Source organism: Catenulispora acidiphila DSM 44928 (genome assembly GCF_000024025.1).
In the GTDB taxonomy this organism is placed as follows: domain Bacteria; phylum Actinomycetota; class Actinomycetes; order Streptomycetales; family Catenulisporaceae; genus Catenulispora; species Catenulispora acidiphila.
This window is the reverse complement of sequence record NC_013131.1, coordinates 944103-969602: the sequence shown is the minus strand read 5'-3', so window position 1 is coordinate 969602 and position 25500 is coordinate 944103. Positions and strand designations below refer to the sequence as shown.

General features: G+C 70.0%; 26 protein-coding genes. 15 read left to right on the top strand and 11 right to left on the bottom strand.

Annotated features, from left to right (window positions below; genetic code table 11):
• Positions 1-68 precede the first annotated feature (68 nt).
• Positions 69-962, top strand: a complete 894-nt coding sequence (locus CACI_RS04115; RefSeq protein ID WP_012785062.1) for a 2-dehydropantoate 2-reductase — start codon at positions 69-71, stop codon at positions 960-962.
• Between the two features lie 152 nt (positions 963-1114).
• Here CACI_RS04115 and CACI_RS04110 read toward each other — a convergent pair whose 3' ends face one another.
• From CACI_RS04110 to CACI_RS04100, 3 genes are all read right to left on the bottom strand, one after another.
• The gene (locus tag CACI_RS04110) at positions 1115-1957 is read right to left on the bottom strand and encodes an aggregation-promoting factor C-terminal-like domain-containing protein (protein ID WP_012785061.1); all 843 of its coding nucleotides are present in this window, start codon (positions 1955-1957) and stop codon (positions 1115-1117) included.
• 431 nt (positions 1958-2388) lie between these two features.
• On the bottom strand, positions 2389-4278 hold the full coding sequence (locus tag CACI_RS04105) for an ABC transporter ATP-binding protein (RefSeq protein WP_012785060.1): 1890 nt from the start codon (positions 4276-4278) through the stop codon (positions 2389-2391).
• Positions 4275-6113 (bottom strand): ABC transporter ATP-binding protein, encoded by a 1839-nt coding sequence (locus CACI_RS04100; protein ID WP_012785059.1) that lies wholly within the window; start codon positions 6111-6113, stop codon positions 4275-4277. The genes CACI_RS04105 and CACI_RS04100 overlap by 4 nt, the downstream gene beginning before the upstream one ends.
• 180 nt (positions 6114-6293) lie before the next feature.
• Between CACI_RS04100 and fdhD the strand changes: the two genes are divergently transcribed.
• The 3 genes from fdhD to CACI_RS04085 all read left to right on the top strand — a co-directional run bounded on the left by fdhD (position 6294) and on the right by CACI_RS04085 (position 7923).
• Positions 6294-7184, top strand: coding sequence for a formate dehydrogenase accessory sulfurtransferase FdhD (gene fdhD, locus CACI_RS04095; RefSeq protein ID WP_012785058.1), 891 nt, complete (start codon positions 6294-6296; stop codon positions 7182-7184).
• A 138-nt stretch (positions 7185-7322) separates the two neighbouring features.
• The gene (locus CACI_RS04090) at positions 7323-7517 is read left to right on the top strand and encodes a hypothetical protein (RefSeq protein WP_012785057.1); all 195 of its coding nucleotides are present in this window, start codon (positions 7323-7325) and stop codon (positions 7515-7517) included.
• A 4-nt stretch (positions 7518-7521) separates the two neighbouring features.
• Positions 7522-7923, top strand: a complete 402-nt coding sequence (locus CACI_RS04085; protein ID WP_012785056.1) for a type II toxin-antitoxin system VapC family toxin — start codon at positions 7522-7524, stop codon at positions 7921-7923.
• Between the two features lie 13 nt (positions 7924-7936).
• Here CACI_RS04085 and CACI_RS04080 read toward each other — a convergent pair whose 3' ends face one another.
• Together CACI_RS04080 and CACI_RS04075 are read right to left on the bottom strand one after the other, a co-directional pair.
• Entirely contained in the window at positions 7937-9106 is a 1170-nt protein-coding gene (locus CACI_RS04080) for a YVTN family beta-propeller repeat protein (protein ID WP_143765690.1), read from the bottom strand.
• A gap of 164 nt (positions 9107-9270) precedes the next feature.
• Positions 9271-10092 carry a polysaccharide deacetylase family protein gene (locus tag CACI_RS04075; RefSeq protein WP_012785054.1) on the bottom strand — a complete coding sequence of 274 codons (822 nt, stop codon included), beginning with the start codon at positions 10090-10092 and terminating at the stop codon, positions 9271-9273.
• 181 nt (positions 10093-10273) lie between these two features.
• Here CACI_RS04075 and CACI_RS04070 point away from each other — a divergent pair, with 181 nt between their 5' ends.
• A complete protein-coding gene (locus CACI_RS04070; protein ID WP_012785053.1) occupies positions 10274-10777 on the top strand; it encodes a hypothetical protein in 504 nt (167 codons plus the stop codon).
• Positions 10778-10863: 86 nt separating this feature from the next.
• Positions 10864-11499: a Maf family protein gene (locus tag CACI_RS04065; RefSeq protein WP_012785052.1), complete on the top strand. Its 636-nt coding sequence runs from the start codon at positions 10864-10866 to the stop codon at positions 11497-11499.
• A 151-nt stretch (positions 11500-11650) separates the two neighbouring features.
• Here the strand turns inward: CACI_RS04065 and CACI_RS04060 are convergent, their stop codons facing one another.
• The 3 genes from CACI_RS04060 to CACI_RS04055 all read right to left on the bottom strand — a co-directional run bounded on the left by CACI_RS04060 (position 11651) and on the right by CACI_RS04055 (position 14772).
• Positions 11651-12763, bottom strand: a complete 1113-nt coding sequence (locus CACI_RS04060) for a hypothetical protein (RefSeq protein ID WP_012785051.1) — start codon at positions 12761-12763, stop codon at positions 11651-11653.
• A 171-nt stretch (positions 12764-12934) separates the two neighbouring features.
• The gene (locus CACI_RS54045) at positions 12935-13192 is read right to left on the bottom strand and encodes an acyl-CoA carboxylase epsilon subunit (protein WP_085953834.1); all 258 of its coding nucleotides are present in this window, start codon (positions 13190-13192) and stop codon (positions 12935-12937) included.
• On the bottom strand, positions 13189-14772 hold the full coding sequence (locus tag CACI_RS04055; protein WP_041540037.1) for an acyl-CoA carboxylase subunit beta: 1584 nt from the start codon (positions 14770-14772) through the stop codon (positions 13189-13191). Before CACI_RS04055 ends, CACI_RS54045 begins: the two co-directional genes overlap by 4 nt.
• 161 nt (positions 14773-14933) lie before the next feature.
• Between CACI_RS04055 and CACI_RS52020 the strand changes: the two genes are divergently transcribed.
• The 6 genes from CACI_RS52020 to CACI_RS04030 all read left to right on the top strand — a co-directional run bounded on the left by CACI_RS52020 (position 14934) and on the right by CACI_RS04030 (position 19877).
• On the top strand, positions 14934-15578 hold the full coding sequence (locus tag CACI_RS52020) for an RNA-guided endonuclease InsQ/TnpB family protein (RefSeq protein WP_223297451.1): 645 nt from the start codon (positions 14934-14936) through the stop codon (positions 15576-15578).
• Between the two features lie 83 nt (positions 15579-15661).
• Positions 15662-15964 (top strand): transposase, encoded by a 303-nt coding sequence (locus CACI_RS52015; RefSeq protein WP_263053461.1) that lies wholly within the window; start codon positions 15662-15664, stop codon positions 15962-15964.
• Positions 15961-16887 carry a biotin--[acetyl-CoA-carboxylase] ligase gene (locus tag CACI_RS04045; protein WP_012785049.1) on the top strand — a complete coding sequence of 309 codons (927 nt, stop codon included), beginning with the start codon at positions 15961-15963 and terminating at the stop codon, positions 16885-16887. Before CACI_RS52015 ends, CACI_RS04045 begins: the two co-directional genes overlap by 4 nt.
• 122 nt (positions 16888-17009) lie before the next feature.
• Positions 17010-17552, top strand: a complete 543-nt coding sequence (locus CACI_RS04040; RefSeq protein WP_012785048.1) for a PH domain-containing protein — start codon at positions 17010-17012, stop codon at positions 17550-17552.
• Positions 17553-17606: 54 nt separating this feature from the next.
• The gene (locus CACI_RS04035) at positions 17607-18914 is read left to right on the top strand and encodes an adenylate/guanylate cyclase domain-containing protein (protein WP_012785047.1); all 1308 of its coding nucleotides are present in this window, start codon (positions 17607-17609) and stop codon (positions 18912-18914) included.
• 48 nt (positions 18915-18962) lie between these two features.
• Positions 18963-19877, top strand: coding sequence for a hydroxymethylglutaryl-CoA lyase (locus tag CACI_RS04030; protein ID WP_012785046.1), 915 nt, complete (start codon positions 18963-18965; stop codon positions 19875-19877).
• A 47-nt stretch (positions 19878-19924) separates the two neighbouring features.
• Here CACI_RS04030 and CACI_RS04025 read toward each other — a convergent pair whose 3' ends face one another.
• Positions 19925-20113, bottom strand: coding sequence for a hypothetical protein (locus CACI_RS04025; protein WP_012785045.1), 189 nt, complete (start codon positions 20111-20113; stop codon positions 19925-19927).
• Positions 20114-20237: 124 nt separating this feature from the next.
• Here CACI_RS04025 and CACI_RS04020 point away from each other — a divergent pair, with 124 nt between their 5' ends.
• The 3 genes from CACI_RS04020 to CACI_RS04010 are packed head-to-tail and all read left to right on the top strand — an operon-like array spanning position 20238 to position 23268.
• Positions 20238-21341, top strand: a complete 1104-nt coding sequence (locus tag CACI_RS04020) for a GGDEF domain-containing protein (protein ID WP_012785044.1) — start codon at positions 20238-20240, stop codon at positions 21339-21341.
• 51 nt (positions 21342-21392) lie between these two features.
• Positions 21393-22676, top strand: coding sequence for a cytochrome P450 (locus CACI_RS04015; RefSeq protein WP_012785043.1), 1284 nt, complete (start codon positions 21393-21395; stop codon positions 22674-22676).
• Positions 22677-22713: 37 nt separating this feature from the next.
• Positions 22714-23268 carry an isochorismatase family protein gene (locus CACI_RS04010; RefSeq protein WP_012785042.1) on the top strand — a complete coding sequence of 185 codons (555 nt, stop codon included), beginning with the start codon at positions 22714-22716 and terminating at the stop codon, positions 23266-23268.
• Positions 23269-23354: 86 nt separating this feature from the next.
• On the opposite strand, the gene CACI_RS04005 is transcribed toward CACI_RS04010, so the two are convergent.
• A complete protein-coding gene (locus CACI_RS04005; RefSeq protein WP_012785041.1) occupies positions 23355-24662 on the bottom strand; it encodes an Ig-like domain repeat protein in 1308 nt (435 codons plus the stop codon).
• A 22-nt stretch (positions 24663-24684) separates the two neighbouring features.
• Positions 24685-25461: a rhomboid family intramembrane serine protease gene (locus CACI_RS04000; RefSeq protein WP_012785040.1), complete on the bottom strand. Its 777-nt coding sequence runs from the start codon at positions 25459-25461 to the stop codon at positions 24685-24687.
• Positions 25462-25500 lie beyond the last annotated feature (39 nt).

Sequence of the window (25500 nt, the reverse complement as noted above, 5' to 3'; positions counted from 1 at the left end):
GGTAACCTGCGGTAACAACCTGTTGTCGCCTCGCACATGATGCCGAAGACGCAATACGCTCTTGTTCCATGGCGGACATAGCGGTGGTGGGGCCTGGCGCTATCGGTTCGGTCGCGGCGTTGGCCGCGCAGCAGACCGGGAGGCACTCCGTGACGCTGTGCGCGCGGCGTGATCCCGGGGCGCTGCGGGTGGTCGACGACGTCTCCGGCGGGGTGACCGACCTGGAGGCGCCGATCCTGACCTCCCCGGCCGAGGTGACCGGGCCGGCCGACTGGGTGCTGCTGGCGGTGAAGGCGCACCAGACCGACGGCGCCGCCGGGTATCTGGACGCGCTGTGCAAGCCGAGCACGACGGTCGTGGCGCTGCAGAACGGCGTCGAGCACGTCGAGCGCGTCGCGCCGTACGTGAACGACGCGCAGGTGCTCCCGGCCATCGTCTGGATCAGCGCCGAGCCGACCGGACCCGGCGAGGTCACGGTCCGCAACAACATCTCCTCGCTGCTGCAGGTCCCGGCCGGACCCGCCGGCGAGGAGTTCGCGCGGCTGCTGGAAGGCGCCTCGGCGGTCGAGGTGGAGCTGGTCTCGGACTTCACCACCGCGGCCTGGCGCAAGCTGACGACCAACGCCATCGCCGGCGTGATGGCGGTGACCGGCCGGCGCGCGGCGATCTATCAGCGCCCGGATGTCCGGGAACTGGCTCTGGCGCTGGCACAGGAGACGCTGGCGGTGGCCCGGGCCGAAGGCGCGGCGCTGCCGGAGAGCGAGGCCGAGGCGCTGGTCGGCATCTTCGAGCGGATGGACCCCGACATCGGGTCCTCGATCCTGTTCGACCGGCTCGCCGGCCGGGAGCTGGAGTGGGACGCGCGCAACGGCGTGGTGCGCCGTCTGGGGCGGCGGCACGGGATCCCGACGCCGGTGTCCGACGTTCTGGTCCCGCTGTTGTCCGCCGCCTCAGACGGCTGAGACGCACCCTCCCTGGTCCGCCCTGCGCGCCGGTGGGGGGTTCGGGCGCGGAGCGGTCTTGCGGTCCGCCCGGGTCCGCCGCACGCGCGAGCTTGCGGCGGCTGTGGGGTCCGGGGCGGGCCTGGTCGGCACGTCAGACCGGTGTCGGTACCTCAGTACCAGTCGTGGGCCTGCCAGAAGGCCCACGCGGCGCACGGCGAGCCGTAGCGCCCCGTCATGTAGGACAGCGCCCACTTGATCTGCACCAGGGCGCTGTTGCGCCACTCCGAGCCCATCGAGGCCATCTTGTCGCCGGGCAGCGCCTGGCCGAGGCCATAGGCGCCGGAGGACGGGTTGGTGGCGTGGACGTTCCAGCTCGACTCGCGCTCGATGATGTTCGAGAAGCACAGGAACTGGCTGGACGGCACGATCGACTCGGCCATCGCCTTGGCCTGCGCGGGCGTGGCGTTGTAGCCCATGTTCGTCGTCGAGCTGGAGGAACTGGAGCTCGACGAGGTCGGCGTCGTCGTGGTCTTGGTCGGGATCGGCGTCGAGGTCTTCGTCGGCGTCGGCGTCGTCAGCGGCTTGCTCGGCAGCGGGATCGGCGTGCTCGAGGATGACGCGGGCGGAGCCGGCGTGCTGCTGGAGGAGCTGGCCGGGGTGCTCGGGCTCTGCGCCGAACTCGGCTGCGAGCTGGACGGCGTGCCGGGCGTCGAGGACTGCCCCAGGCTCGGCCGCTGCAGATCGCGGTTCGCGGCGTTGGTGCCGGCGCGGGCCGCCAGTGCGTTGGCGGCAGCCGCGGCGGCGGACGTGTTCGAGTCCTGGGAAGCGGCCTCGGCGCTGTTGCGCAGCCCGTCCTGGTGCAGGTGGAAAGCGGTGGCGACGCCGCCGCTGACCGCGAGGACGCTGGTCACCGCGGCCGCGGTCTTGACCTTGCCCTTGGCATGGGTCATCGCCCCGGGCTTGGCGTGGCTCGCGACGTGTCTGCCGGAGCCGGAGCCGGATATGCCGGACAAGAGAGGCCTTCCGCCGAACTTCGCCTCCTGTGCGCGGGCTGTGGAGGGGTTCTTTCGAACGCCCGCGCGAGGCCTGTCGGGAGAGCAATCTGCCCGAGGTAACGGGTAGGTCTCAATGGGAACGGCCCGAAGATGACCCGGGCTTTGCCGAGTCTTGGCACTACACAGCGGTGCTGATTGATCAGCGCAGAGTGGCGGCAGCACCCTTCACCAGCGGCGTCGCAGGGCGCGCGCACGCGGCGGACGCACGTGCAGACGGACGGGCATCCGCGTCATGCAACTGTTGCGTTCACGGCTGAATGAGGTCTGAGAGAGGGGGTAAACGTGGCTGAAAATCTGCGTCGCGCCGCTCGGGGAAGAAAACCAGCCGGCGCCGCCTCCGAAGAAACGACGCCGGCCGTGCCCGCCCTCGCGGTGCCCGCTCCCCCGCGCTACACCAGCGACTCCCGCCACGCCTCGTGCAGCCCGGCGAAGCGGCCGGTCCCGGCCTCCAGCAGGGCGGCCGGCGCGCCGTCCTCGACGATGACGCCGTCCTCCATCACCAGGACGCGGTCGGCGATCTCGACCGTGGACAGGCGGTGGGCGATGATCAGGGCCGTGCGGTCGGCCAGGATCGTGCGCAGGGCGCGCTGGACCATGCGCTCGCTGGGGACGTCCAGGGAGCTGGTGGCCTCGTCCAGGACCAGGACCGCCGGGTCGGCGATGAAGGCGCGGGCGAAGGCGACCAGTTGGCGCTGGCCGGCGGACAGGCGGCCGCCGCGCTTCTTGACGTCCGTGTCGTAGCCGTCCGGCAGGGCGCTGATGAAGTCGTGCGCGCCGATGGCCCGGGCCGCCGCCTCGATCTCGGCGCGGCCGGCGTCCGGGCGGCCGAAGGCGATGTTGTCCGCGACGGAGCCGGCGAACAGGAAGTTCTCCTGCGTCACCATCACCACGGCGCGGCGCAGGTCGCCGTCTTTCAGGTCGCGCACGTCCACGCCGTCGACGCGCACGGCGCCGTCCTGCGGGTCGTAGAAGCGGCACAGCAGGCGCGCCAGGGTGGACTTGCCCGCCCCGGTCGCGCCGACCAGGGCCACGGTCTGGCCCGCCGGGACCTGGAGGTCCAGCAGCGGCAGGATCACCTTGCCGCCGGTCCCGATGTCCTCGGCCTCCGCCTCGACCCCCGACGCCGAGGACGCGTCCGACTCCCGCTTGGGGTAGGCGAAGGTGACGTTGTCGAACGAGACCCTCCCCTGCAGCGGCGAGGGCAGCGGCTTCGGGTCGGCCGGCTCGGGCAGCTCGTTGGCCTCCTGCAGGACGCCGGACAGCTTCTCCAGCGCAGCCGTCCCGCTCTGGAAGGAGTTGTAGAACATCGCGATGTCCTCCAGCGGGTTGAAGAACCGCCGCAGGTACAGCACGAAGCCCACCAGCACGCCGATCTGGACGTCGCCGTCCATCACGCGCAGACCGCCGTAGACCACGACCGCCGCGGTGGTGAACGCCGCGATGGTCTTCATCCCGGGGATGAAGATCGCCAGCAGGTTCATCGCGCGGGCGTTGGCGGCGCGGAACTCGTTGTTCAGCTGCCCGAAGATCTCCTCGTTGCGCGGCTCGCGGCGGAACGCCTTCACCGCGCGGATCCCGTTGCAGGTCTCGACGAAGTGCACGATCAGCGCCGCGATCGTCTCCCGGGTCCGGCGGTAGGCGACCGCGGAGTGCCGGGAGAACCAGCGCATCAGCAGCAGCATCAGCGGGAAGGCCAGGACCACCACCAGGGTCAGCGGAACGTCCAGCACCGCCATCATGATCCCGATGCCGGCGACCGTCAGCACCGCGTCCAGCAGCCCGTCCAGACCGTTGTCGATCAGGTCGTTCAGGGCGTCCGGATCGGAGGTCAGCCGGCTGATCACGCGCCCGGAGGTGTAGTTCTCGTGGAACGCCAGCGGCAGCGCCTGGAACTTGGTGAACACCATGCGGCGCAGGTTCAGCAGCATGGTCTGGCCGATGCGCCCGACCTTGTTCAGGAAGACCGCGCGCAGTCCGGAGGCCAGGATCGCGCTGATCACCATCGCCACGAAGATGGCGGTGATCGGACCCCAGTCCCCGCGCCGCAGCGCCGGGATGCCGCGGTCGATGCCGATCGAGACCAGGTAGGGACCGGCCATGTTGAAGACCGTCTGCACCAGGACCATGCCGGTACAGAAGATCAGCTCCCTGCGATGCGGGCGGACCAGCTCGGCGAGCAGCCGGCGGCTGCGCGCCCGCAGCCGGATGCCGGAGTTGTCGGGCAGGTCGTCCTTCTTCTCGGTGGCGACGCCGCGCCAGTCGGTGGTCGTCGTCGTCATCGGGACACCTCCGCGAGTTCTTCCTCGACCAGGTCAGAGGTCTGCGACAGGATGTCGCGGTAGGCCGGACAGGTGCGCAGCAGCTCCTGGTGTGTGCCGACGGCCGCGATCGTCGTGCCCCGCGGTCCCGGCGGCGTGAGCAGCACCACGCGGTCGGCGAGCAGGACCGTGGAGGGCCGGTGCGCGACCACCAGTCCGGTGGTCCCGCGCAGCACGCTGTGCAGCGCTTCCTCGACCTTGCCCTCGGTGTGGATGTCGAGCGCCGAGAGCGGGTCGTCCAGCACCAGGATCGAGGGCCGCCCCAGCACCGCGCGAGCCAGCGCGACCCGCTGCCGCTGCCCGCCGGACAGGGTGAGGCCCTGCTCCCCCACCCGGGTGTCGAGCGCCCAGGGCAGCTCGTTGACGAAGCCGGCCTGCGCGACCTCGATCGCCTCCTCGATCTGCTCCTCGGAGGCGTCGGGGACGCCCATGGTGAGGTTCTCGCGCACCGAGGCGGAGAACAGCGTCGGGTCCTCGAAGGCGCACGCCACCTTGCGGCGCAGCTCGGCCAGCGGGAGGTCGCGGACGTCGACGCCGTCGACCAGCACCCGCCCCGCCGTGGCGTCGTACAGGCGGGGCACCAGCGCGGTGAGCGTGGTCTTGCCGCAGCCGGTCGGGCCGACCAGCGCGACGGTCTCGCCGGGCGCGACGCGCAGGTCGAACCCGGAGATGACCGGCCGGTCGGAGTTGGGGTAGGTGAAGCTGACGTCTTCGAAGACCAGCTCGCCCGCGCTGGCGGGACGCGGGCGGACGGTCGCGGCGGCGTCGGCGATGTTCGGGACCGTGTCCAGGACCTCGAGCACGCGCTCGGCGGCGGAGTTCGCCTCCTGGCTCTGCGCCATCAGCCAGGCCATGGACTCGATCGGCCACAGGAGCGTCAGGTAGAGCGAGATGAAGGCGACCAGCGTGCCCAGGGACAGCGCGCCGGTGGACACCGCGTAGGCGCCGATCAGGACGCACAGCGAGAGCACCAGCTGCGGCTGCGCGGCGAAGACCGCCCACAGCTCCGACAGGGTCCTGATCTTCGTGAGCTCCAGCCGGCGCAGCGTCTGCGCCCGCTCGTCGAAGCGCGCGAACAGCAGGTCCTGGCGGCCGAACGCCTTGACCGCGCGGATCCCGAGCGCGGACTCCTCGACCAGGGTCGCGACGTCGCCGGCCTGGTCCTGGGCGGCGCGGGACTGCCGGTGGTAGCGGCGGTCGGCCAGGCGGCCGTAGAGGATCAGCGGGACGGCGGCGGCGTAGATGATCAGGCCCATCACCGCGTGGATGAAGACCAGGGCGCCGCCGACGAGCAGGAAGGTGGCGCCGTTGACCACCAGGAAGATCAGCGCGAAGCCGAAGAACCGGCGCAGGCTGTTGATGTCGCCGGACACCCGCGAGACCAGCTGACCGGACTGCCAGGAGTCGTGGAAGGCCACGGGCAGCTTCTGCAGGTGGCGGTAGAAGGCGTTCCGGATGTCGGCCTCGATGCCCAGGGCGGCGCGTTGCAGGAACCAGCGGCGGAGCCAGAACAGCGTGGCCTCGGCGACGCCGAACAGCAGGACCAGGCCGCCCAGCGGCCACAGCGCGGCCTTGTCGTGGTGCGCGATCGGGCCGTCGATCAGGTCCTTGGTGAGCAGCGGGACGGCGACGCCGACGAGCGTCGCCCCGAGGGCGGACAGGGTCATCAGGATCATCTGGACCCGGTAGGGCCGGATGAAGGGGGTCAAGCGGCGCAAGGAGGCGAATGCGCCGCTCTTGGGATCGTCGGGGACCTTCGGTCTACTGGTGAGCGGTTGTGCTGGCGTCGACTCCATAGCTCGGATGGTAGAGAATGCCCACGACACTTCTCACCTGGTTTTTAGGCAGGAATGTCAGTGGTGGAAAATCGGTTGCCTATTACCGGGGGAACCTGGGATCCTAATCTTGGGGACGATTGTGGGTGAGTGCTAGGTGAGTTGCTGTGAGTTGCTAGTGGGTTGCTCGGTGAGTACCGAATGAGCAGGGTCACGGCCCGGCGGCGGATAGTACGCCTCGACGGCTCAGCCGGCCCGGCCGAAGCAGTCCTGCGGCGCGGCGGCGAGGAGCACATGGCCGCCGAGGAACCGCTGGAGATGCGCATCGGCGGGCACCCCTTCACGGTCACCATGCGCACCCCCGGCGACGACTTCGACCTGGTGGCCGGCCACCTGACCGCCGAAGGCGTGCTCTCCGGACCCGACGACCTGCTCCGGATGAAGTTCTGCTCAGCCGACAACGGCTGCTCGTCCACCGCGTACACGGACGGCGAGGCGTCACTGGCCTTCGCCGACGGCGACCCCCTGAACATCGTGGACGTGACCCTCGCCCCCGGCGTGGAACTCCCCGAGGAGCGGCTACGGCGCTCGTCCTACGTGACCAGCGCGTGCGGCGTGTGCGGGAAGACGTCGATCGACGCGGTTCACGCAGCCGTGCGCTGGCCGGTCGCCGAGGACGACGTGAAACTCTCGGCCGAAGTCCTGTTCACCCTCCCGGACCGCATGCGCGAAGCCCAGAAGATCTTCGCCAAAACCGGCGGCCTCCACGCCGCAGCCCTGTTCACCGCCACCGGCGACCTCCTCTGCCTCCGCGAGGACGTCGGCCGCCACAACGCGGTGGACAAGGTCCTCGGCTGGGCCCTGCGCGCCGGCCGCCTACCGCTGCGCGAGCACGTTCTTGCGGTGAGCGGCCGCGCCTCGTTCGAGCTGGTGCAGAAGGCCGTCGCGGGTGGGATTCCGGTGCTGACCGCGGTGTCGGCGCCTTCGTCGCTGGCGGTGAGTTTGGCGGCGGAGTCGGGGCTGACGCTGGTCGGGTTCCTGCGGGGGCGGACGGCGAATGTGTACTGCGGGTCGGAGCGGGTCATTGACTGAGGGGTGCTGCCAGGCACCGGAGTACCCGAGTTGCTTGCATGCAAGCAATGGCGAGTGTCCAAGTTGCGTGCGCGCATGCGATAACGCAACTACTGTGGGGCGTGCTACATCAGGCGCGTTGATACGACAGGAGGCGACATGAGCGCTGACGCCGCGGATGCGAAGCGCGAGCCTCAACCTGCCGTCACGCTTGAGCAGATCATCAGAGCGAAACGGCCACGTCCATTGCGGTCCGTCGATGAGCTCATGGCTCCTGACGTGTTCCCCTCGGACGACGAAGTGGACGAGTTTGTGCAGGCGTACCACGAAGAGCGTCAGGCCAACCTAGGCTAGGCACATGCCGCAGCCTGTCGTGATGGACACGGACGTCGCGTCCGCGTCCTTCAAGCGCAAGGCGCTTCCACTGCTCGTCAAAGTAGCCACGATGGAGCCGGTCATCACGTTCGTGACGTTCGGCGAGTTGGTGAAGTGGACCGAGCGTCGGCACTGGGCTCCCCACAACCGGGTCGCGATGGACAGCTGGCTTGCAGCCATGCCTGTTCTCGACAGCACCGAAGCCATCGCCAGGACTTGGGGTTCACTAGCCGCGGCCGCGGATGAGCGCGGACGTCCCAGACCGCAGAACGACATGTGGATCGCGGCTGTCTGTCTGACCTACGGCATTCCGCTAGCGACGTTCAACCTCAAGGACTATGCCGATTTCGAGGCCTATCACGGGCTTCACATCGTCAAGGTCTAGTGTCGGCGCGCAGCTAGCGGAACACCCCGGTGTGGCCCAGCGAGTAGCGGCCTGGTTGGGGGTAGACGGCTAGGCCGTGGGGGCCGCGGCCTACGGGGATGCGGGCTAGGAGGTGGCCGTCGGTGGTGGAGATGGCGTAGACCTCGGCGTTGTAGCGGCCGGAGAGCCAGAGGACTTTGCCGTCGGCGCTGACGCCGCCCATGTCGGGGGAGCCGCCGTTGGGGATTTGCCATTTGGTGCGGGGTTTGGCGGTGGCGAAGTCGAAGAGGGTGATGGTGCCTTCGCCTCGGTTGGAGACGTACATGGTGGTCGAGTCGCGGGAGACGTAGAGGCCGTGGGCGCCTCGGCCGGTGGGGATCAGGCCCGTTACTTTGAAGGCGTCGCCGTCGACGGTCCAGAGGCCGTTGGCCACCATGTCGGCGATGTAGAAGACCTTGCCGTCGGGGGAGATTTTCACGTCCTGGGGCATCGCGCCGCGTTGGGGGAGGTCCAGGACGCCGAGGAGGGTGCGGGTTTTGGTGTCCACCTTCAGGAGTTGGCCGGAGAACTCGCAGGAGACAATGAAGTAGGCGCCGTTCGGGGAGAAGTCGGCGTGGTTCACGCCTTCGCAGGGGACGGGGAGGATCTTCTGGATCGCCATGGTGTGCGGGTCGCGGAAGACCAGCTGCATGTCCTTGCTGGCCATCACGACCGCTGAGGCGCCGTCCGGGGTGAAGTAGAGGTTGTACGGGTCGTGGACCGGGATCGGGGCGCCGGGCTTGCCGGTGAAGGGGTCGATCGGGGTCAGGCTGTTGCCCAGGTCGTTGTTGACCCACAGGGTCTTCAGGTCCCAGGAGGGGACCACGTGCTGCGGTTCGTGGCCGACCTTCATCGTCTCCACGACGCGGTAGTCCGAGGGGTCGATCACCGTGACGGTGTCGCTCTCGGTGTTCGGGACGTAGACGCGGGGAAGCGCCGCGGCGATCACCGGCGACACCATGCCGGGGCGGTCGAAGGCGTACAGGTCGGCGGGGTCGTAGCCCGGCATCCCCGGCAGGGCGGCGGGGACGAGCGCGCCGGCGCTGCGCGGTGATCCGGCGGAGGCACTGCCCGGCGCGCCAGCGGCTGCCAGCGCGGACCCCGAAGAGCCTGCGCTCGAACCGGAACCGGAACCAGAACGACCTCGCCCGGCGCCGCTGTCCATCCCGGCCATCCCGCTCATGCCCGTGCTGCCGCCCTCGCTCCACACCCCGCGATCGGTGGCGAACCACACGCCCGCGCCGATCACCCCGGTCGCGATCAGCGTCGCGGCCGCGCGGCGCATCCGGATGGCCGGCTGCGAAGGACGCCCGCCGTGCGTGCTGCGCGTCACGAGAACAGCTCCGATGCGGTGACGGCGGCCAGGCCGCGGGCCTTCAGTCCGGCGAGCACCGCCGGCAGCGCCGCCACGGTGTGCTGGTGTCCCAGGTGCATCGACACGATGGCGCCGGGACGCACCGCGGCCAGCAGGCGATCGGTGATCTGCGCCGCCGACGGGTCCTCGTAGTCCAGCGGGTCGACGTCGTAGGACAGGACCGTGCGATACCCGGCCTTGCGCGCCTGCGCGATCAGCATCGCGGTGGCGTGCTGGGTCTGCGAGGGCCGGAACCAGATGCCCGGCGAGCCGGTCAGCTTCCGCAGGCGGGCGGCGCAGGCTTCGATCTCGGCGAACGCCGCCGACGGCGAGAGCTGGGAGATGTCGACGTGGTTCTCGGTGTGGTTGCCCAGTTCGTGGCCGCCGTCGAGGATGCGCCGCGCCATCGCCGGCTGCTCGCCGAGCCAGCGGCCGACGGCCAGCACGGTGAGCCGGGCCTGCGCGGCCTCGGCCTCCTTGAGCAGGGCTTGGGCCAGCTGCGGGTCGCCGTCGCCGTGGAAGGTCAGGGCGACCTGCGGACGGCCGCCCGCCGCGTGGTCTACCTCGTCGAGGACCTGCGTGCGGCTCGACGGCGACGCGGGGTCCGGGGCAGTCGCGCTGCTCGCCGGAGCCGCGCCGCCCGCCGGGCGCGAGGCGTTCGCAGGAATCGGCGCGGCCGACCCGGCCGCGCCGGTGCTCCTCCCGTCCGAGCACGCCGCCAGACCCGGCGACGCGGCAGCCGTCCCCAACACGGCCAGCCCCGCCCGCAGCGCGGTACGTCGGTCCGGTGCGGTCACGGGCCACGATCCTAGGTCGAGCACCGTCCGTTTTCCGATGTTTGGTCCGCGTGCCGCCTTAAGTGCGACCGGCGTTTCACCCGATCGGGAGTCATCAACCCTCTTGTACCGGCCGCTACCGGCGAGTAGTTTTCAACGAACCGTCCAATAAATACTCCGTCATCGCCGAGCGGGAGCTTCCGTGGGACGCAAGATATTGATCCTCGCCGGAGCCGTGGCCCTGGCCGCCGAAGCGCTGGGGACGCTGATCGTCGCCGCGGGCTTCTACGGCTTCGTCGCGTTCGGCAACGGCGTGAAGTTCGGCCCGGCCGGACCCGGACTGCTGAAGATCATCGCGATCGCGCTGAACCTGGGGCTGTGCGCCGCGCTGCTGCTGGGCGCGGTCATCCTGGTCCTGGCGGCGTTCGGCATGGTGCTGAACAACTTCATGCAGGGCCTGATGATGGCCATCGCCGCGCTGCAGCTGTTCGTGACGATCGTGGTCACCGGCGTGACCGGCTGGACCCAGCTGTTCGTGCTCGGCGGCGTGTTCCTGCTGCTGTCCGGCGCGCTGGCGGTGGCGATGGTGACGCCGAACGCCCCCAAGCCGGAGCCCGGTCCGGTGGACCCCGCCCCGCCAGCGGGCGGCAGCAGCAGCGGCGCCGGTGGACCGCTGCCCGGCAACGGCGCCCCGACGACCGCCTGAGATACGCAGGGCGCACCGCGCTGCTCCGACCGCTGCCTGACCTGACGCACCGGAGCCGCCCCCGACGGCCCGGTTAGAGTCGGGGCATGTCCACAACCCCGCCCCCGATCGTCCTGGCCTCCGCCTCCCCGGCCCGCCTGTCCCTGCTGCGCCGGGCGGGCTTCGACCCCCGCGTCCTGGTCAGCGGCGTGGACGAGGACGCCGTCGAGGACGCGCTCGGCCCGCAGGCCACCCCCGCCGAGGTCGCGCTGGCCCTGGGCCAGGCCAAGTGCCGGGCCGTCGCGGCGCTCCCGGAGACCGCCGGCGCGCTGGTCATCGGCTGCGACTCGGTCCTGGAGTTCGAGGGTCGGCCGCTCGGCAAGCCGGACACCCCCGAGGAGGCCGTCGCGCGCTGGTACGCGATGCGCGGGCGCTCCGGCGTGCTGCTCACCGGGCACTGGCTGGTCGACCGCGCCACCGGCAAGGAGGCCGGCGAGGTCGCGGCGACCGTGGTGCACTTCGGCGAGCCCAGCGACGAGGAGATCCTGGCCTACGTCGCCACCGGCGAGCCGCTGCGGGTGGCCGGCGCCTTCACCATCGACGGCCTCGGCGGCGCGTTCGTGGAACGGCTGGAGGGCGACCACTCGAACGTGATCGGGCTGTCGAAGCCGCTGCTGCGCAAGCTCATGGCGGATCTGGGGCTGAATTACACGGCGTACTGGAGCCCGTCCGAGGAGGACTAGTAAGAACAGGCCTGCTAGGCAGAGTAGGCAGAACAGAGATCAAGCAAAACAACGGCGGGGAGTCTTTGAGGACTCCCCGCCGTCTTTCACACGCTTACTTCGCTTACTTCGCCTACTTCGGCACTTGGCTTACCTCGGCTACTTCACCGGCTTACAGACCGCCGCCGAACTCCGAGATCAGCTTCTGCACGTCGATGTTCGTCACATCGCTCGGCGCGCCGACGTTGCTCGCGCTCTGGCTGAACTTCGCGTCGACCGGCAGGTGGCCGCCGCCGGAGTCGGTCGAGGTCAGGAACTGCGCCAGGTCCACCTGCAGCTCGCTGATCTGGTTGTTCTTGACCCAGGTGTCGAAGGTGATGTTCTCGCTGTCCGGCACGGAGTTCAGGTCCGTGCGCAGCTTGTCCATGTCGGCCTTGGACTTGCCGGGGACCGAGTTCATGACCGGGCCCAGCGCCTGCAGCACGTCCTGGCCGATGGTCTTGACCTTGCCGCTGACCTGGTAGTGGCCGCTGCCCTTGTCCGTGACGGTGGCGTCCTGGGTCAGGGCCTTCATCAGCTCGGACTCGAAGTTGGCCAGCATCTGGGTGCTGGGGCTGCTCGAGGGCGCGGTGGTGGAACCGAGGTCGCCGGCGCCGAGGCTCTGCGCCATCTGCTCCAGACCCTTCAGGTCCGTGGCGCTGACCCCCACCCACTTGTTCGCCATCAGGGCCTGCACCGGCGCCTGGAAGTCCGGCGGGAGCTGGCCGAGCTGGGAGGTCACGTCCGAGGCGGACTTGCCCGACAACTGCAGGAACGCCGGCACGTTGAGCTTGGCGTACAGCGCCCCGCCCACGCTGCGGACGTCCATCAGGTCCGTGCCGCCGGCGGTGACGCCGAGCTCGACGTTCGGGCTCTCGCCGGGCTTGAGGTCCTTCAGCGGCTTGGTGGAGCTGGCCGTGAACTTCACGACGATCCCGCCGTTGCCGAACAGGCTCTTGACGATCGCCGCGGACTGCGGGTCGCTGCTGTCCTTGTTCATCGCCGCGATCATCGCGTCGTCGGGCTTCAGCGACAGCTGGAAGGCCTCGGCGTTGCCGCTGGAGATGTTGTGCACCGCGGCCGCCAGCGCCTCGGTCGGCGTCTTGCTCCCGCTGCCTCCCCCGCTGTTCGTGCTGCCGGAGGAGGAGCACGCGGTGAGCGAGAGCCCGGCGACGGCGCCGACAGCGATCGTCAGAGTCAGCGCGCGAACCGAGCGCCTTGCGTGTATGGACGTCGTCTGTGGCATTGCTGGGAACCCCCCATTTTGCGGAGCCTTAACGTTTCCTCTAACGCTGTCAACTGTACCTGCCGGGGCAGACGGACCGGATGCGACTTCAGGTGGAATCCGCGAATCCCCCTACAGATGACGTGATCATGCCCGTGTACTTCCTGCGGCGTATACGGGCAGGACTGTCAGTCAGCGAGCACGCGGGAACGCCGAGGCGCGCCACCCACCAGGACCGGCGTGCAACGGAGCGCGCACGCCCCGTTCGCGCGCCGTCCAGCCGCTGGGCTTGCGGCTCCGGCCTGCATCGTTACCCAATTGTGAAGCCGATGCCGCAACCGCTGCGGAGACCACGGCGACCACCACTGCCACTTCCTCAGCAGTGGGGTTCCCATGCAGGACCTTGATTTCGGGCGTCGCCGCCGCGGCGCCCTTCTCCCCGGCGCTCACAGCGGGATGTTCCCGTGCTTCTTGGGCGGCAGCGTCTCGCGCTTGGAGCGCAGCGCCCGCAGGGCTTTGATGACGTACGGGCGGGTCTGCGACGGTTCGATCACCGAGTCGACGTAGCCCCGTTCGGCGGCGTCGTAGGGGTTCAGCAGCTCGTCCTCATACTCCTGGATGAGGCGTGCGCGCTCGGCCGCCGGGTCCTCGGACGCCGCGAGTTCCTTGCGGTAGAGGATGTTCACCGCGCCCTGCGCGCCCATCACCGCGATCTGCGCCGTCGGCCAGGCGACGTTCAGGTCGGCGCCGAGGTGCTTGCTGCCCATGACGTCGTACGCGCCGCCGAAGGCCTTGCGGGTGATGATCGTCAGCAGCGGGACCGTGGCCTCGGCGTAGGCGTAGATCAGCTTCGCGCCGCGCCGGATGATGCCGTTCCACTCCTGGTCGGTGCCGGGCAGGAAGCCGGGGACGTCGACGAAGGTGATGACCGGGACGTTGAAGGCGTCGCAGGTGCGCACGAAGCGCGCGGCCTTCTCCGAGGCGTCGATGTCCAGGCAGCCGGCCAGCTGCATCGGCTGGTTGGCGACGATGCCGACGGTGCGGCCCTCGACCCGGCCGAAGCCGACGACGATGTTCGGGGCGAACAGCGACTGCACTTCCAGGAAGTCGGCGTCGTCCAGGACGTGCTCGATGACCCGGTGGATGTCGTAGGGCTGGTTCGCCGAGTCCGGGACCAGCGTGTCCAGCTCGCGGTCCTCGGCCGTGGGCTCCAGGTCGGCGAGCACGCCGTACTCGGGGGCGTCCTCGAGGTTGTTGCTCGGCAGGAAGGACAGCAGGCCCTTGACGTAGTCGATGGCGTCCTTCTCGTCGGCGCCCATGTAGTGCGCGTTGCCGGACTTGGTGTTGTGCGCCCGGGCGCCGCCCAGGTCCTCCATCGAGACGTCCTCGCCGGTGACGGTCTTGATGACGTCCGGGCCGGTGATGAACATCTGCGAGGTCTGGTCGACCATCACCACGAAGTCGGTCAGCGCCGGGGAGTAGACGTGCCCGCCGGCCGCCGCGCCCATGATCAGCGAGATCTGCGGGATGACCCCGGAGGCCAGCACGTTGCGCCGGAAGATCTCGCCGTACAGCCCCAGGGAGACGACGCCCTCCTGGATGCGCGCGCCGCCGCCCTCGTTGATCCCGACGATCGGGCAGCCCAGCTTCAGCGCCAGGTCCAGCACCTTGACGATCTTCTCGCCGTACACCTCGCCCAGCGCCCCGCCGAACAGCGTGACGTCCTGCGAGAACACGCACACCTGCCGGCCGTCCACGGTCCCGAACCCGGTGACCACACCGTCGGTGTAGGGCCGGTTCCGCTCCATCCCGAAACGCGCCGAGCGGTGCACCGCCAGCTCGTCCAGCTCCATGAAGGAACCGTCGTCGAGCAGATACTCGATCCGCTCCCGGGCCGTCATCTTCCCCTTGGCGTGCTGCTTCTCCACCGCGCGCTCGTTGCCGGCATGGATCGCGGTGTCGAGGCGGGAGCGGAGCTCCGCTAGCTTGCCCGCCGTGGTGTGGGGTGCGTGGGCTTCGGCGTCAGTCACGTGGTCACTGTAATGCGTATCAGGCACGATGCCCCGGGCAGCAGACCGTGATTCTGTCCACACGCACCGGTCGGTGACGGGCGTCCGATCGATCACTCGTTCAGGTTGCTTTCGCGCGTATGTTCGCCGTCGCCGCCCCGGGCAGCCATAGCATCGAGCGCATGCTGTTGCGCTACCGATACCGGATGTATCCGGACGCCGGGCAGCGAGCTGCGCTCGCCAAGGCGTTCGGTTGCGCCCGGGTGGTGTACAACGACGGACTGCGACTGCGGCAGGAGGCGTTCGCCGCCGGGCGGGGTTTCATTGACGACGGCGAGCTGCAGAAGCGTGTGATCACGCAAGGCAAACGGACGCCGCAGCGGGCTTGGCTGGCTGAGGTGTCCTCGGTCGCCCTCATCCAGTCCCTGCGTGACCTGAATCGTGCCTACAGCGCGTTTTTCGCAGCGCAGCGTGGCGAGCGGCGGGGACCGGTGGTAGGCCTTCCGCGCTTCAAATCCAAGCGCGACTCACGGCAGTCGATTCGGCTGACGTCGAACGCCTTCAGGCTTCGGGACGACGGCAAGCTCTCCGTCGCGAAAGTCGGTGCCGCTGACCGCTACTGGGCGTCGTTCGCGGTCGAGGTCGCGAGGCGGCTGCTGCCGCGCGTGGACGCCGAATGCGGCATCGACCTGGGGCTCACATATTTCGGCATGGCGTCGGGTGGGGACAGGATTCAGGCGCCGCGGTTCCTCCGGCAGGCGGAGCGGAAGCTCAAACGGCCGCACCGGGAGTTGCCCCCTAAGCAGAAAGGCTCTGCGAACCGGTAAAAGGCCCGATTGAAGCGGCGGCGCTCGGACGGACCAGGCTGGCGAAATCGATCCATGACGCCGGCTGGACCAGGTTTGTGGACATGGTGGAGTACAAGGCAGCGCTGTATGGAAGGGAATTCGCCAAGATCGATCGGTTTGCGCCGACGACGAAGACCTGCTCGCACTGCGGCTTTCGCGTCGAGCACATGCCGCTCCGTGTTCGGGAGTGGGACTGCTCGTCCTGCGGGATGCGTCATGATCGTGACGTGAATGCCGCCCGGAACATCCTCGCCCTGGGACGCAGGGAGAGGCTAAACGCCTGTGGAGAAGGCGTAAGACCGGAACGTGTTCCGGCAGTCTTCAATGAAACAGGAACCCACCGAAGCGAAGGGATTCAGAAGTGACCGACGCGGAGGGTGAAGGACGTCAATCGCCTTACACGGATCTCGACCGCCCACCGCTGCGTGAGCTGGCGGTGAACAAGGCCGTCGTGCGGCCCGGGGGGCTCTGGCGGCGCATCGAGGTGGTGCGGGAGACCGGGTCCACGAATGCGGATGTGGCGGATGCGGCTCGGGGTGGGGAGGGCGAGGGGTTCGTCTTGGTGGCTGAGGCTCAGAGTGCGGGGCGGGGGCGGTTGGGGCGGACTTGGAGTGCGCCGGCTCGGTCGGGGTTGTTCTTGTCGGTGTTGGTGCGGCCGGGGGATGTGGCGCCGGCTCGGTGGGGGTGGTTGCCGTTGTTGGCGGGGACCGCGGTGCGGACGGCGGTGGAGGCTGTGAGCGGGGTGCCGGTGCGGTTGAAGTGGCCGAATGATCTGATCGTGGTGGATGACGCCGACAGTGATGATGGCGCCGACAGTGATGCCGACAGTAATAAGGACACTGCCGCGCACGCGTATGGCGCTGCGCGGAAGCTCGGGGGGATTCTCGTCGAGCGGGTCGAGACGTCCTCGGGGCCGGCGGCTGTGGTGGGGGTGGGGCTCAACGTCTCGTTGCGGCGTGATGAGCTGCCGGCCGGGCATGCGACGTCGCTGGTGCTGGAGGGTGCTAAGGCTGCGGATCGGGACACTGTTCTGCGCTCTGTGCTGCGGGAGATCGAGCGCTGGTACACGGACTGGAGTGTCACCGGGGGTGACCCGATGGCGTCGGGGTTGGCCTCGGCGTATGTCGCTTCCTGCGCCACGCTTGGGCGGCGGGTGCGGGTGGAGCTTCCCGGGGGCGCACCGGTGGAGGGTGAAGCGGTGGGGTTGGACGGGGACGGCCGGTTGCTCGTGCGGAGCGGCGGGAGCGAGCGGGCGTTCGGAGCGGGGGATGTCGTTCATCTCAGGTGACAAGACCCTGTCATCGGCAAGGAACTGCCAAGCGGTCCTATTGTCTGCCAGTATGCGTGGCGACAAGACACCTTCGCTTCCTCACAGGGGGGAGGCGCGGAGTTGAGGGAGTGGTGACGGCAATGGGTTACCCCAAGCACCTTCTGGCGCCGGGCGAACAGATCGACCTCGCGATGCGTCCGCACTGGAAGGCGCTGATCCTCCCGGTGCTGAACCTGATCGTCGCGGTCGCCGTGTTCGGCGCGGCGGCCGGGCTCACCAGCGGCAGCACGCGCAAGTACGCCGCGATCGGCGTCGGCGCGCTCGCGGTGATCGACATCATCGTCTTCACGGTCCGGCCCTGGATCATCTGGCTGAACAAGAACTACATCGTCACGAACAAGCGCCTCATCATCCGCGAGGGCTTCATCCACCGCGAGGGCCGCGACATGCCCCTGGTGAAGATCAACGACGTGTCGTTCAAGCACAACGGCCTGCTGGACCGGATCCTGGGCTGTGGCACGCTGGTGGTGGAGTCGGCCGGCGAGCACGGTCAGGAGCAGCTGGAGGACATCCCGCACGTGGAGTCCACCCAGCGTGAGCTGACCAACCTGATCAGCAACGTCGGCCCGAGCGGATCGGCCGAGCTGGCCGAGCCCGAGGAGCACGAGCACCACAAGAAGTAGTCGGAAGAAACGCTAAAGATTCGACCGCGACCAGGGCAGGAGCTGCGGAACACGATGGCGCGCAGGGTGCCGGGGGATGGCGGCCGCAAGGCGGCCCGGGGCGGCGGGACGGCCGGGCGGGCAGAGTCGGCCCAGACCGCCGCTTCCGGGACCGCCGCTTCCGGGGCTGCCGGGTCGAACGGCGCCTCCAGTAACGCTGGAGGCTCGGGCAACACCGGCACCTCCGGCAACTCGGTCGTCTCCAGCACTTCTGGCACTTCTAGTACTTCCAGCAACTCCGGCACCGCGACCCCGCCCGGCCTCCCCGCGACGGCGGGCGAGGTCGCGCGGGCGCTGATCCAGGCGCAGGTGCAGACCCAGGCCGAGGCGCGGGCCCAGAACCACGCCCGCTCCCGCAGCAAGCGCAAGGCCAACGGCGACGAGCTGGAGGCGCTGCTCCTGGGCGGCGTCCCCCGGCACACCGCCTACGAGGTCTGCAAGGCCGCGGGCATTCCCTACGACGAGGCGCGCCGCTATTGGCGGGCCATGGGCTTCGCCGATGTCGGCCAGGCCCGCGCCTTCACCGACGCCGACGTGGACGCCCTGCTGCGGCTCGGCGGGATGCCGCGCAGCGGGCTGTTCACCGAGGACTTCGCCGTCCAGGTCGCCCGCTCCATGGGGCAGACCACGGCGCGGCTCGCCGAATGGCAGGTCGACGTGCTGTTCGACGCCTTCGACACGGCCGGCGTGGGCTCGGAGGAGATGGCCGAGTTCGGCTACCGGATCGGCCGCCGCGTGCTGCCGGAGCTGGAGGAACTGCTGGTCTACGTCTGGCGCCGGCAGCTCGCCGCGGCCGCCGGCCGGGTCCGGCAGCAGCTCCAGGAGCACGCCGAGGGCTTGCAGGCCGTCGGGTTCGCCGACCTGGTGTCCTTCACCCGGCTGTCGCGCCAGCTCTCCGAGGAGGAACTGGCCCGGCTGGTCTCGGTCTTCGAGGCCAACGCCGCCGACACCGTCGCCTACGGCGGCGGACGGCTGATCAAGACGTTGGGCGACGAGATCATGTTCGCCGCCGACTCCCCGGCCCGGGCCGCGCGGATCGCGCTGGACCTGCTGGCCTCGATGCGGCGCACCGAAGCGGTGCCCGAGCTGCGCATCGGCGTGGCGTACGGGCACGTGGTGCAGCGCAACGGCGACATCTACGGGACCACGGTCAACCTGGCGGCGCGGCTGACCTCGCTCGCCGAGCCGGACCAGATCGTGGTGGACCCGGAGCTCGCGAAAGCCCTGGCCTCGGACTCGGATTTCGCGCTGGAAGCGATCGGGACGCGGATGGTGCGCGGGCTCGGAGAGATCGAACCCTCCGCGCTGACGGCCGCGGAGTGACTGTCTTCATATTCCAGACTTTGAGACACCGCTGCTAGCGTCATACGCATGACCGATATGCCGACAGCGTTGTCGCTCCGGGAAGTAGGGCCGCGCGACGGCCTGCAGAACGAGGACCCGGTCTCCACCGAAACCAAGATCGAACTCATCGACCGGCTGTCCGGGACCGGCGTGTCGCGCATCGAGGCGGTGTCGTTCGTGCACCCCCGCGCGATCCCGCAGATGGCCGACGCCGCCGAGGTCGCCGCGCAGATGACGCGCGCTTCCGGCGTGCGCTACTCGGCGCTGGTGCCGAATTTCAAGGGCGCCGAGCGGGCTCTGGACGCCGGCTTCAATGAGATCGAGGTGGTCGTCTCCGCCTCAGACACGCATAACAAGAAGAACCTGAACCGCAGCACGGCCGAGTCCCTGGACGACATCGCCGCGATCATCGACCTGGCCCACGGCCGGGGCGCGACGGTCCAGGTCATCGTGTCCACGGCGTGGGGCTGCCCGTACGAGGGCGAGGTCCCGACCGAGCGCGTGATGTGGGTGGTGAACACCGCCGCCGCGCATGGCGCCGACTCGCTGTCCTTCGGCGACACCACCGGCATGGCCACCCCGACCCGGGTGACCAGGCTGATCGGCGAGACCCGCTCGGCGCACGCCGACAAGCCGCTGAACCTGCACTTCCACAACACGCGCGGCACCGGCCTGGCGAACGTCCTGGCGGCGCTGCAGCTGGGCGTCACCGACTTCGACGCCTCCGTCGGCGGCCTCGGCGGCTGCCCCTACGCTCCCGGCGCCTCCGGCAACATCGCCACCGAGGAGCTGGTGCACATGGTCGAGGACATGGGCATCGACACCGGCGTGAACCTGGATGCCTTGCTGGACACCGCGGCGTACGCCGAGCGCGCGGTCGGGCGGACGCTGCCGTCGCAGGTACTGCGGGCCGGACCGCGGACGCGGCTGGCGCAGAGCTAGCCAAACCAGCGCTGGGGTGAGCTGGGCCGGGCGTAGCGCATCACCAGCTACTCCCGCCCCGGCGGCCGCGCCTCCCCCGCCTGCGCCAGCGCGCGCTGCCACGCCTCCTCGCCGCGGGTGCGGCGCAGCTGGTCGCGGACGTACTCGGACACGGACACGCCCAGCTCGGCGGCCCTGGTGCGGGCGGCGGTGAGGCCGTCTTCGGCCGGGGGCGGGCTCTGGTTGGCTCCGGTCACGTCGGGCCACGGTACCGATACCGGGCGTGGATCTCGCGGTCCGTCGCCCGGACGGGTGAAGTGGCACAGCCGGGGGAGATCACCTAGCGTGGTCCCGTGATTTCGTACGGCGGGCACCCCGGCGATGGCTGACCAGGCCTCCGTCCGCCTGCGTGCCCTCACCGACCTGGCCCGCGCCTTGGCGCGCGTCCACGGGTTCGGCCAGGTCATCACGGTCGCCGCCGAGGAGTCCCGCAAGGCGCTGGACGCGCGCGTGGTCTCGCTGTCGGAGTACGTGCGCGCCACCGGCCAGCTGCGCGTGCTGATCAACCACGGGGACCTGGCGCCCTTCGAGGAGCGGTTCCCGGAGGAGGAGTGGTACGCGCCGTCGGACTTCCCGCGCATCGTCAGCGAGGAGTACCCGCGGCCGTGGACGCTGCGCAGCGACGACGCCGACGCCGACCCGCGGCGCACCGCCTCGCTGCGCTCCCGCCGGCGCCACAGCGCGCTGATCTCGCCGATCTTCTTCGCCGGGCAGGTGTGGGGCGAGCTGTACGCCGCGCGCGCCGCCGACCAGGAGCCCTACACCGACGCCGACCTGGACTTCGCCGGCACCCTCGCGGCCCTGGTCAGCGCCGGGCTGGCGCAGGCCGACCGGCAGGAGTACCTGGAGCGGCTGGCCTACACCGACGAGCTGACCGGCCTGGCCAACCGCCGCGCCATCGAGGTCGGGCTGGACGAGGCGATGGAGCTGCACCGCCTCACCGACCTGCCCGTGGCGTTGATCATCTGCGATGTGAACGGCCTGAAGCGGGTCAACGACACCTCCGGCCACGACTCCGGCGACGCCGTCCTGGAGCAGTTGGCCGGACACCTGTCGTCGGTCGCGGGCAAGGTCAACGGCGCCCTGGCGGCCCGGATAGGCGGCGACGAGTTCTGCGTCCTGGTCGTCGGCCAGCCCTGGGGCACCGTCACCCAGCTCGCGGAGGACTTGGCCGCCCGCGCGGCGAAGCTGGAGGACATCGACGGCGCGGCGGTCGGCTACGCCGCGACCGACGGCCCGACCGGCGCGGTCGCCGACCGCGACACCCTCTTCCGGCTCGCCGACGCCGCGCAGTACGAGGCCAAGCGCGAAGGCATCCAGCGCCCCGTCGCCGCCACCGCGCGCCATCTCCTCCAGGTCGACGAAGCCGCCGCCGACGGTTCCGCCGCCTCCCGCGACCGGCGCCGAATACGCCGCGGCCGCTGACCCCTGTCGGAAAAGCTTGACGTATCAGCCCTCGATGTCAAGCTGAAACCCATGGCCACCGACACCGGCACCGCCATCGACCTGTCCGACAACCGCTTCTGGGCCCTCCCCTACGACCAGCGCATGGCCGCCTTCGCCAAGCTCCGCGCCCAGCCGGCCGCCCCGCTGTTCGCCGAGCCCCGCTTCCCGCTCATCAAGCCCGGCGCCGGCTACTACGCGCTGACCCGGCACGCCGACGTCGTCGAGGCGAGCCGCCACCCGGAGCTGTTCAGCAGCGAGCCGACCTCGAACAGCATCCCGGACATGCCGCGCTACCTGGCGAGCTACTTCGGCTCCATGATCAACATGGACGACCCCCGGCACGCCCGGCTCCGCCGCATCGTCTCCCGCGCCTTCACCCCGAAGCTGGTCTCCGGCCTGAAGGCGGACATCGAGACCGCCTCCGCGCGCATCGTCGACGACCTGCTCGCGCACCGCGCCGGCGACTTCGTCGCCGAAGCCGCCGCCCGCCTCCCGATGCAGGTCATCTGCACCATGATGGGCATCCCCGAGCGCCAGCAGGCGATGGTCCTGGCGCACACCAACCGCATCCTGGCCGGCAGCGACCCGGAGTACACCGGAGTCCCGGAGGACGCCGGCGTGCTGCGTACCAACCTGGTCGGCCCGCTCGCGCTGTACCGCCTGGTCCGCGCCGGACGCCGGCTCCACCACCTGGCCGCCGCCCTGGGCCGCGAGCGCCGCCGGAACGCCACCGGCGACCTGACCTCGAAGCTGGTCACCGCCGACGTCGACGGCGAAGCCCTCACCGACCAGGAGTTCGGCTCCTTCTTCATCCTTCTGGTGGTCGCCGGGAACGAAACCACGCGCACCGCCCTGTCCCACGGTCTGAAGCTCCTGACCGACCACCCGGACCAGATGGAGCTGCTGCAAAGCGACTTCGAGAAGCACATCCTCGGCGCCGTCGACGAGATCCTCCGGTACGCGACCCCGGTCACGCAGTTCCGCCGCACCCTGACCCAGGACCACGACCTGAACGGCACGCCGCTGAAGAAGGGCGACAAGGTCCTGCTGTTCTACAACGCCGCCAACCGCGACCCGGACGTCTTCGCCGACCCCGACCGCTTCGACATCACCCGCTCCCCCAACCCGCATCTGAGCTTCGGCGGCCCGGGCCCGCACTTCTGCCTCGGCGCGCACCTGGCCCGCACGGAGATGGCCGCGCTGCTGCGGGAGCTGTTCGAGCGCGCGCCGAGCATCCGCAGCGTCGGCGAGCCGGACCGGCTGACCTCGAGTTTCATCAACGGCATCAAGCGGCTCAGGTACGAAATCAAATAGCAGGACCGCTGTCTGCGGGCGCGGCTAGGTTGGGGTGATGAGCACTCTGGAGAACCGCCCCAACAAGGCAGTGCTGGTCATCGACGTGCAGAACGCCGTGGTCCACGAGACCCACGAGCGGGACGCGGTCGTCGCCAACATCAACACGGTCGTCGGCAAGGCGCGCGCGGCGGGTGTCCCGGTCGTCTGGATCCAGGACGCCGGCGGGGAGCGCGTGGCCGGTTCGGAGGCGTGGAAGATCGTGCCGGAGCTGGACCCGCGCGAGGACGAGCCCAACGTCCAGAAACAGTGGGGCGACTCCTTCGAGGAGACCGACCTGGAGACGGTGCTCGCCGGCCTCGGCGTCGGCGCCCTGGTGGTGACCGGCGCGCAGACCGACGCCTGCATCCGCTCGACGCTGCACGGCGCCGTCGTCCGCGGCTACGACGCGCTGCTGGTCAGCGACGCGCACACCACCGAGGACGGCACCGCCTGGGGCGCGCCGTCGCCGGATCTGGTCATCGCGCACACCAACCTGTACTGGGAGGACCACGGGGCGCCCGGCCGCACCGCCGGGACCGTGACCGCCGCGGAGCTCAGTTTCGAGGGCTGACGAGCGTCGGAGGGTCCTGACAGCTCCCAGCTCCCGCCAGATCCCGCGGAGCACCGCCGCGTGCCAAGGCTTCGCGTCTACGAAGCCTACGAAGCGTGCGAAGCCTTCCGCCGCCGCTGCCGCCGCGCCAGGTCCCGCCGCCGCGAGTGGTAGGCGAACATCAGCGCGACCGCCGCCGCGACCAGCCCTCCGAAGGCGAACACCAGGTTCGAGTACGACAGCGGCGCGGGCGGCGCCGGGGGCACGATCGTCCCGGCGCCGCGGTGGATCGGCGCCTGCGCGCCGCCGGCGGCTTCCTGGTACTCCCAGGACAGCGAGGAGTAGCCCAGCACGACCTTCTCGAACTTCGCCTTGGGTGCGGGCGGGGTCGGGGTGGCGGGCGCCGCCGGCGCGTTGCCCTTCGCGGTCCCGGTCGTCTTGCCGCCGGGCGCCGGAGCCGGCGTGCTCGCCGACGGGACCGAGGGCGCCGCGGTCTCGAACAGCGAACCGTCGGCGTTCGCGTCCTGGACGCTGATGACTGTCGCGTCCTTCAGCGCGAAGGACAGGTAGCTGTAACCGCTCCCCGTCCCGCCGAACGACTCCACGTGCAGACACCCGAACGGCTCCCCCGCCGCCGCGGCCAGCCGCAGCTTCGACGAGACGTTCGGGTCGATCGTCTCCATCAGTTCTAGGTTCTGGTACGGATGCCGGCCGTCGCCGAGCTGCGGCGGGATCATCCCGCCCGGGCCCACCGACACCAGCGGCAGCGCGCCGGTCGCCGGCTCCACGATGACCTTGGAGCCGTTGTTCGCCGGGTGCGCGCCGACGGAGTACGCCGGTATCTGCAGGAAGGCCTTGTCCGGCGCCGTCGCGTGCGGACCGGAGGTGTCGCATGGTCCGGTCGAGGTCGGTATCACCTGGCTGGCGAACGGCGGCGCCGTCCAGCCCGGGTACGGCGTGGTGGAGTTCGACCACGAGGGGGGCGCCGTCTTCGTGGGCGCTGTCGTCGTGGGCGTGGCGGTGCTGCCGGTGACGGTGAACGTCGCGTTCGCCGTGGCGCTCGCACCCCCGCTCGCCACCGCCTTGACCTTGTGCGCGCCGTTGGTCGCCGCCGGCGGTACCGGTAGCGAGACGGTCGCCGCGCACGACTGGTCCAGCCCCGCCGTGCCCAGCGCGGTGGCGTCGAAAGTGAACGTGACCGTGGCGCCGAGGCAGGCGTTCGGCCCGCCGGGGGCGCTCATGTGGAAGCTCGCCGTGAACGACGAGCCGGGGGCGCCGTTGTTCGGTCCGAGCGTCAGCGTCGCGGAGCCGCGAGCCTGCGCCGGGGTCGCGGCGAGGACCCCCATCGCCACGGTGACCAGGCAGGTCCCCGCGACACCCGCCACGACAGACCGCGCACTGCGTTGTATCCGCACCCCACCCACGCCTCTCGGGAAATCACAACCCGAGGTCGTCGAGCTCCTTCAGGAGGTCCGACCGCGGGTTGCCCGGGAGACTACCCCCCTTGGCCGTTTTCCGGCCACCGTCCTTGGCCGGCGCGGGCAGGATCTTGGTGTTCGACAGGCCACTGTCACCGAGCGGTTCGCGGCCCGGCCCGCTGACGGGCTCGGCCGCCGACGACGCCCCGCGCTCGCGCAGCAGCCAGCCGGCCAGCACGCCGCCGATCGCCCCGCCGAGGTGGCCGAGCCAGGACACGTGCGGCACGCCGGGCAGCGCGGCGGTGAGCAGGTAGGCATAGGACAGCGCCATGACGCAGCCGATGAGGACGTCGACCAGATGGCGGTCGAACAAGCCCTTCACGACCACGTAGGCGAAGTACCCGTACACCAGCCCGGAGGCGCCGACGGTGTTGGAGTTCCCCTGGGCGAACCAGACCATCAGACCGCTGCTGAAGGTGATGATCAGCGTCACCATCAGGAACTTGCGGACGCCCCGGTAGGCGGCCAGGAACCCGAAGACGAACAGCGGGCCGCTGTTGCTCTCGATGTGCTGCCAGCTGTAGTGCAGGAAGGGGGAGGAGATGATGTCGCCGAGGTGGCCGACGTTGCGCGGGACGATGCCGAAGTGCGTGGACAGCCGGTAGTCGGTCGCCCAGTTCACCACCTGCAACGCCCAGATGACGGCGATGAAGCCGACCATGACGTACAGCGCTTTACGCGCCTCGTACAGGACCTCCTCGGCGCTTCGGCCGTCCCAGGAGCCTGGCCCGTTCATCCGGTCCCCCAAGTGTGTTCGCGTTGTATCGCGTTACTC